The 9,392-nt window shown below is 52.7% G+C and carries 1 protein-coding gene; it reads right to left on the bottom strand.

Going from position 1 to position 9,392, the window contains the following annotated elements; genetic code table 11:
* A partial coding sequence (locus tag C5469_RS19695; RefSeq protein WP_166310175.1) for a non-ribosomal peptide synthetase occupies positions 1–8,729 on the bottom strand: 8,729 nt, incomplete at its 3' end.
* Between the last annotated feature and the right edge of the window lie 663 nt (positions 8,730–9,392).

Genomic DNA, 9,392 nt, shown 5'->3' with positions numbered 1-9,392 from the left:
GTCTCCCGGCTCTCTTCCGCCGCAAACGCCTGCCGCGCCCAGCACAGGAAGTTCACCGTATTCCGGTGCTCAATCATCACCCCTTTGGGCACGCCGGTAGAGCCGGAGGTATAAATCACATACGCCAGATGCCGTGGCGTCAACGCCGCTATCTGGGGATTGCTGTCCGGCTGCTCTGGCCGTGAATTCGGGTCCAGCACAATCAGGCCGGCAAGGGCTTTCTCACCCAGTGCGACACATCCCGTACTGTCCGCCAGTACAATAGCCGGGGCGGCATCAGTCAGAATATGGGCCAGACGTTCCCCCGGATAAGCCGGGTCCAGTGGCACATAAGCCCCACCGGCTTTCAGTACCGCCAAGATCCCCACCACCATGGCCGGGGAACGTGATACGCAAATCGCCACCCGCTGGTCAGGTTCCACACCCAGAGCCATCAACTGATGAGCCAGCCGGTTGGCGTGGGCATTTAATTGTGCATAACTAACGGTCTGCGCTTCATACACTAACGCGGTTGCGTCCGGGGTTTTCTCCACCTGTTGTTCAAACAACTGATGAACACATAATTGGTCAGAGTACACAGTTTCCGTCGCGTTCCACGATTTTAACAACAACGTACGCTCCGCTTCCGGTAGGATTTCCAATGCCCGAACGGGCATTTCCGGGGCTTGCTCCAGCGCTTCCACCAGACTTTCCAGCGCCTGTTGCATATAACCGCACAGATTTTCTGGATCAAACGGTTGTACCACCTGAGCGGTCAGTCCCAGCGATTCACCAAAATCTTCCACCGACAGCACAAACGGATAGTTGGTTCGCTCCTGTCCAACCAGAAATTCAATACCACTTATCAATTCATCTGACGTTTCCAGCAAAGTATTATGTCGATAGTTCAACAGACTACTAAAGAGTGGAATATCCCCCCGTACCCCGCTGCAACGCTGGACCATCGCCAATGAAGCATGCTCATGCGTCAATAATCCGGCCAGCCGGGTATGGGCGGCCTGTACGCTGTCTCGTACCGGGGTCTCATTGATATCCAGCCGCAACGGCAGGGTATTAATAAACAGCCCCATGCCATTGTCGATACCTTCACCTGACGCCATACGCCCAAACAACACCGTGCCGAACACCACTTTCTCCTGACCACTGGTACGCGACAATACCTGCGCCCAGGCCAGATGACACAGCGCCGCCAGACTGACACCCAGATGTCTGGCCTGACTACGCAGACGGTCATTTAGCTCAGGTACCAACATCCGCCGCGATTCCGTCACCTGTGAACCATCATGATGCACCTCCGTCAAGCCAAACGGCAGAGTTGGCTCATCCACCTCCGCCAGCATGTCGGTAAAGAAACGGGTGTGTTCTTCCTGACTGACGCCCAACCGGGCCTCAGCCACCAGATTACGGAACGGGACCGGCGCAGGCAGGCTATCCCCTTGCCCAGCAAGGAACGCCTGTACTTCTCGGCTCATCACTTCCAGCGTGATGTGGTCGCCAATCAGGTGATGCAGCAATTGCAACACAATCCAGCGGCCATCAGTCTCCTGAGCGACCACAAAGCGCAATAACGGTGCCTGACCCAAATCGAGACGATAATGACGGGGATCAAAACGTTGCTTTAGTTGATCACAAACCGGCCCATCAGTTGGGTCCAGCGTCAATTCAGTCACCGACAAAGGTACCTGACGCCAGACTACCTGAGTCGGCACAGACAACTCTTGCCAGATAAAGGCGGTCCGCAGGATGTCATGACGATCAACCACCTGTTGCACCGCCGTCAAATAGCGGTCCAGCAGAGTCCGGTCAGCAAAGGTCATCTGGTTGACTAACAAATACGGATCACCTTCGCTTGCCAACAAGTGGTGGAATAAAATTCCGTCCTGCAACGGTGACAACGCATAGATATCCTGAATATTGGCCATCCCGCCCGGCACCTGCCCGACGATACAGTCAATCTCTGACTGAGTCAGATCTATCAACGGCAACATCTCTGGCGTCAATACCGTGGTCATCGGTGTGATGACATTAGGCGGCACTATCACAGCCCGATGCTGCCCCAACGTTTGGGCCAATTCAGACAACACCGGCGACTGGAACAGATCACGCACTGCCAGTGTCAATCTCTGATGACGCAGGCGTTCAATCATGCGTACCGCCAGCAGTGAATGGCCGCCAAGAGCAAAGAAATTATCGTGCCGGCTGATCTGGTCAATCCCCAGCAACTCACACCAAATCGCCGCTAACGCGATTTCCGTTTCTCCCTGCGGCGCTTCGTAAACCTGACGGGCAAACGCCCCACTGTCTGGTGCCGGGAGTGCGCAGCGATCCAGCTTGCCGTTTGGCGTTAACGGGAATGCATCCAGCCGCACAAAGGCTGATGGCACCATATAATCCGGCAACAGAGCGCTCAGGTGGATACGCAGGCTATTGACCAGCTCCTCATGGGCTTCCGCCACCACATAAGCCACCAGCCGTTTCTCCTGCCCGTCACCCAACGCCAGCACCACACAGTCATTCACCGCCGGATGCTCCGCTAACCGCGCCTCAATTTCCCCCGGCTCTATCCGGAAACCGCGGATTTTAACCTGATGGTCGTTACGGCCCAAAAATTCCAGATTGCCATCCGGCAAGTAACGGGCCAGATCGCCGGTCCGGTACATCCGTGCATTCGGTTTATTATTGAACAAATCCGTCAGGAAACGTTCTGCCGTCAATTCTGGCCGATTCAGATAGCCACGAGCGACAGCGACTCCCCCAATGTAAAGCTCACCAACAACACCCCTTGGGACAGGTTTCCCGTGGGTATCGAGAATATAGATTCGGGTATTGGAAATCGGGCGACCAATCGGTACGTTATCGACAAAACCGCTCGGGTGATTAGTATCAAACACGCTACAACCCACGACAGTTTCGGTTGGGCCGTACTCGTTGATGATGCGTGATCCAAGCGATAACGTTCGCCAGAATGCAACTGTGGAACTGGGCAGAGCTTCCCCGCCCAAGACAAAACAATGCGCAGGGCATTTTTGTCCCGCTGTTTTTAATTCCTGACCTATTGCTGAGAGATGACCAGGAGTAATTTTAACCAGAGCACCCGACTCCATTGACAACAGTGCAGGGAGCAATTCAACCAATTCTTGCCCGTCACGGAGCAAACGGATCTTACCGCCACACAATAAGGGCAGGTAAAGACTGGTGACCGTGGCATCAAAGGCTATCGGTGACGAAACGATACTATCGAATTGCCTTTCAGTCCGGTAGTAACTCAGCGCCCATAGCAGGTAATTACAGACACCACGATGTTCCAGCATCACGCCTTTCGGTGTCCCTGTTGAACCGGAGGTATAAATCACATACGCCAGATGCCGTGGCGTCAACGCCGCTATCTGGGGATTACTGTCCGGCTGCTCTGGCAGGGTATTCGGGTCAAGCACAATCAGGCCGGTCAGGGCTTTCTCACCCAATGCGCCACATCCGGCACTGTCCGCCAGTAAGATAGCCGGAGCAGCATCGGTCAGAATATGGGCCAGACGTTCCCCCGGATAAGCCGGGTCCAGTGGCACATAAGCCCCACCGGCTTTCAGTACCGCCAAGATCCCCACCACCATGGCCGGGGAACGTGATACACAAATCGCCACCCGCTGGTCCGGCTCCACGCCCAGGGCAATCAGCTGATGGGCCAGTCGGTTGGCACGGGCATTCAATTGCGCATAACTGAGAGTCTGCGCTTCATACTCTAACGCAGTTGCATCCGGGGTTTTCTCTACCTGTTGTTCAAACAACTGATGAACACACCACTGGTCAGGGTACGCCGTTTCCGTCGCATTCCAGGTTTCCAGTAACAACCTGCGCTCTGCCGGGGACAGGATATTGATTTCCCCGATCCGCTGTTGAGCATGAGCTGCCATCGCTTGCAGTACCGTGTGCAGATATCCCACCTGCCGTTCTATGGTCTGTTGATCAAACAGCGCGGTGGCATAACCCAGCGTACCAACAATCCCGCCCGCCTCTTCCGACAAGCTGAGATCAAGATCAAACTTGGCAACATCAAGGACCTGATCGACCGCTGATACATCCAGCCCCAGCAGTTTCCATTCCGTATTTTCATTGTTCTGCCAGGTAAACATCACCTGGAACAACGGCGTATGCGCCAGTCGGCGTGGCGGCTGCACGATTTCCACCACCTGCTCAAACGGTAAATCCTGATGCTCCTGTGCCGCTAAGGCGGTTTGCCGTACACGCGCCAGTAATTCAGTCACGGTCAGCTCGCCCGATAAATCCATGCGCAACGCCAGCGTATTCACAAAGAACCCGATCAACGGTTCCACTTCCTGACGACTGCGACCGGCACTCGGCGTGCCTATCACCACATCTTCCTGACCAGACAGGCGCGACAAGACCATTGCCCAAGCGGACAACAGCGTCATAAATAACGTGACACCATGTTGCTCACTCAGACGTTTCAGGGCGGTCGTTAACTCCGCATCCAGGTTAACCGGCACGACATTGCCGGCAAACGACTGCTCAGGCGGACGGGGCCGGTCAGTAGGTAAATCCAGCAGAACCGGCGCGTCAGCCAGCATGGTACGCCAATAGTCGGATTGAGTCTGGGTACGTTCAGCCGACAGCCACTGACGCTGCCAGGCGGCGTAATCCGGGTATTGAATCACCAGCGGTGGCAACGGGTCCGGTTGCCCGGCCAGAAACGCCGTATAGAGCGCGTTCAGTTCACGTATCAGCACACTGACAGACCAGCCATCGGAAATAATGTGATGCTGGGTGAGCAGGAACCGGTATTCGTCATCGGCAAGCCGGATAAGGCAGGCACGGATAAGCGGACCACGGTCAAGATCAAATGGCGTATGGACTTCGCCGGCACTCAAGCGCTCAAGCACTATGTCGGCATCCGGGAGTCCGCGCAGGTCATGTTGAGATAAAGGCAAGCCACTATCCACTTCCAACAGCCGTACTTGCGGCTGACCGTCAACCGAGACAAAGACAGAGCGTAACGCTTCATGACGGGCGAACAGGGTATCCAGCGCCTGCTGCCAGGCCACGATATCCAGTTGACCACACAAGCGCAGGGCCATCGGGATATGATAAGTCTCACTGGCACCATCCCACTGAGCCAGAAACCACAGGCGCTGTTGAGCAAATGACAGCGGCAGCACTTCCTCACGGGATATCGGCAGGATGGCTGGCAATATAGCGCTCTGTTGACCAGACCGGGCCGGCATAACCTCAGCAAAGGCCATCAACGTGGGGAATGTAAACAGGGTGGTCTGCGGCAGTTCAACACCCAACGCCGCTACCCGGTTCATCACCCGCATCGCCAGCAACGAATGGCCGCCCAAGGCAAAGAAATTATCGTGCCGACTGATTCGGTCAATCCCCAGCAACTCACACCAGATGGCAGCTAGGGTGGTTTCTGTCTCCCCCTGCGGTGCCACATAGACCTGACGGGCAAACGCCTCGCTATCCGGTGCCGGGAGTGCGCGACGATCCAGCTTACCGTTCGGGGTCAATGGCAACACATCCAGCCGCACAAAGGCCGACGGCACCATATAATCCGGCAACAGGGCACTCAGATGGGTACGCAGGCTATTAACCAGCTCTTCATGGGCTTCCGCCGCCACATAAGCCACCAGCCGTTTCTCCTGCCCGTCACCCAGCGCCAGTACCACCGCTTCATTCACCGCCGGGTGTTCCACCAACCGCGCCTCAATTTCCCCCGGCTCTATCCGGAAACCGCGGATTTTAACCTGATGGTCATTACGCCCCAAAAACTCCAGATTGCCCTCCGGCAGGTAACGGGCCAAATCCCCGGTACGGTACATGCGGGCATCCGGTTTATCACTGAACGGATCGATAAGGAAACGTTCCGCGGTCAAATCCGGGCGATTGAAGTAGCCCCGCGCCACCCCCGCGCCCCCGATATAAATCTCACCCACCATCCCCAACGGCACCGGTTGACCGTACTCATCCAGCAGGTAAAGGCAAGTGTTGGCTATCGGACGTCCGATACTCTCAACAATCCGTTCTCCCCGCCGGATCGGCAGCCAGGCAGAATAGGTTGTCGTTTCCGAAGGGCCGTAGAGATTACATAACCGCTGCACCTGCGTTTCTGCGAAAATCTGTTCAATTAAGGCCCGTTTCAGCGGTTCACCCGCCAGATTGACCGTCTGAACCGACGCCATCAGCGCCTGCGCCTGCAATAACGGTTTCATGGCAGACGGGACTGAGTTGAGTAAGCTCACCGGCAGGGCATGCTGCATCAATGACAGGGCATCATCGACCAGATGAATCGCCCCACCCCGGGACAACGGCATAAAACATTCAAAAATCGACAGGTCGAAATTCATCGACGTTGAGAAAAGCGTCTCCCGGCTCTCTTCCGCCGCAAACGCCTGCCGCGCCCAGCACAGGAAGTTCACCGTATTCCGGTGCTCTATCATCACCCCTTTGGGGACGCCGGTAGAGCCGGAGGTGTAAATCACATACGCCAGATGCTGTGGCGTCAATGCCGCTCTCTGTGGATTACGGTCTGGCTGCTCTGGCAGGGTATTCGGGTCAAGCACAATCAGGCCGGCAAGGGCTTCCTCACCCAGTGCGACACATCCCGTACTGTCCGCCAGTAAAATAGCCGGGGCGGCATCAGTCAGAATATGGCCCAGACGTTCCCCCGGATAAGCCGGGTCCAGTGGCACATAAGCCCCACCGGCTTTCAGTACCGCCAAGATCCCCACCACCATGGCCGGGGAACGTGATACGCAAATCGCCACCCGCTGATCAGGTTCTATGCCCAGCTCCATCAGCTGATGAGCCAGCCGGTTGGCGCGGGCATTCAATTGCGCATAACTGAGGGTCTGCCCTTCATACACTAACGCGGTTGCGTCCGGGGTTTTCGCCACCTGCTGTTCAAACAATTGATGAACACATAATTGGTCAGGGTAGGCGGTTTCTGTCGCGTTCCAGGTTTCCAACAACAATGTACGTTCAGCTTCAGGCAGCAAATTAAGTTGCCCGACAGGGATTTCATCACTTATCCCTTTTGACGACGCCAGCACCTGTAAATGTTCACTCATCCGTAAAACCACTTCCGGACTCAGATGATTTTCATCATAGATCCAACGAAAATCCCCCTGTGCATTCATCTGGAGTGTCAACAATTCGCCGGACGCCTCCTGATCGCACTGTCTGTCATCCTGTATCACATCGATAGCGATTCGCCACGGTCGCTTTGTTCTTAATGCTGGGATAGCCCGCAATGAAGGATAGCGGGAAAGGAGATCACGGCTAAATGTACGGTGCCGGGTTAATCGGGCAAGTTCATCATCAACCCAATCAGCGACCGCACTCCAGGGTTGATCAAACGCCACTTCAATGGTCATCGGTACCATTTGCGCCAGATCGGTCGGGCTATCTTTTATCTTATCCACACACCAGCCGATTTGGCATTCAGTCTGCTGAGTCAAACGTGCAAGATAGATAGCAAATACCTGCAATAGTGACTGTAACGGGGCCTCTTCATCGTTTTTTGGTAATGGAGACTGCCATGGACTGATTGCCCATCGGGGTTCTAGCTGTTTCCCCGTCATTTCAAAAGGTAACTGGAGGGGTTGCAAAGAGGCAAGACGCCCATACCAAAATGGCTCACTGGATGCGAGTGCTTGAAGGGTATTTCTTACATCCTGAGTCTGCTGTGAAGAAAGCCGGGGAAGTTGTTTACCTGGCCTCAGTTCCGATATATCAGCAAGCTCCCTGGCAGACAGAAGGTTACCTTCAAGGGTGGCAAAACCTCCGATCCGAACATCCTCACTGCCGGTCGTCACCTGCCAGGCATCCTCCTCCACGCTAATCAACGTGCCCGGCTCCCCCTCAGAACACGCGTTCAATCGTTGAAGCCAGGAAATTTGTACCGTACCCTGTCTCAGTAATAGTTTCGGGCAACCCAGTGGATTTGAGTAATTTTCCCCAAAATCTAATGCTCGCACCAACGCTGACAGTGCTTCTCCAGACTGCTCCCAACACAAATACCCACCAAAATCAGGACGATGCGATAAAGCATAAAAACTCCGTTGCGAGAGGTCCTGTTGATAAGTCACCAGTGTACCGTGACCCAGATTGTTCAATAGTTCAATAAATCCGTTCTGGGCAGCTTGATAACATTTCAGGTTTAACGAGAAAGCGTTATCCTGTTCTTCAATCGATACCGGCCATTGCATAGCAATATCGCCAGCATCTACGCCACTTTCAATACAATGCCAGGAAATAGCGTAATCTGTCTCCCGCGCTAACAACGCCCAAGAAGTTGCATGACTGCCCGCATAACGTGGCAGCGGACTATTATGATAATTAAAAGCCCCGCCGCGAATCTGTTCAAGCAGCGACACAGGCAGGATGATTGGGTTGACTATAGAGAAAAGCCAATCGACAGAGTGTAACGCGATTTGTTCTTGTAAGGCATCAATAGAGTTCACACAAACAATCCCTTGCTGGGCGGCCCAAGTTTGTAGAACAATATCCGTAGATAGTACTGCTTGTATGATATGCCCAGCCGCCTGAATTTGTTCAGCGCAGAACACCGCAAGAGTCGTTCCCCCTACAACAACGCACATTCGTGATGGAATCGATGCGTCATTTGCACTATTAATTATATTTTCACATGGCATTTGAGAGAGAGCTTCGGCTTTAAGAACATTTCCCTCTGTAGCAATGTTACCTTTCATCTATTATCACCTCAACGAATCTATTGGATATTTGAAAACGGTCAGTCATGGAAATCTTCACAAATATTTTTTCTTACTTTTTGTCCATTTGACTGAGGAAGAATGCAACAAACACATCAAGCATTAATCAAGATACTTAGGCAGCACTTTCTATTAGGCTCTAAATGCAATAGCCCAATTAATAGTTATTAAAAGCGACAACTATGTAGCAATAATTTTCCGGACAACAGAGTAAATAACTCACCTGATGAATCGAAATAAAATATTCTATTTTGCTGTTTTTTAGATACCCCCCCAAATTTTTATTGTCTGACGCTTAATTCCATAACTAAAAATGGCATCATTGACTGCATTTATTTGCCTATCAGGTAAAATATAATCTTAGATTAATAATAATCACACCCGGCATTATTTAATAATAGTTAAGTCATAAAACCAATAAAAATATTGTTACCACTTAATAACACAAAGAAACATTATAAATTACAATTAACTTCGTTACTGATTATTTCATAATAATAAAATAGCATACCCCACATAACAATCAACGCAATAAGATATTGATTTTATTATATATAATTAAGTCTGGTTCGTTATTTTACGCGATTTTTAGAACGCCACACGATATTTACTGTCGTGTTGTGCAAGCTGAGACAAAATCTA

This window comes from Photorhabdus cinerea, assembly GCF_011189575.1.
In the GTDB taxonomy this organism is placed as follows: domain Bacteria; phylum Pseudomonadota; class Gammaproteobacteria; order Enterobacterales; family Enterobacteriaceae; genus Photorhabdus; species Photorhabdus cinerea.
This window is presented reverse-complemented; position numbering and strand designations above follow the sequence as displayed.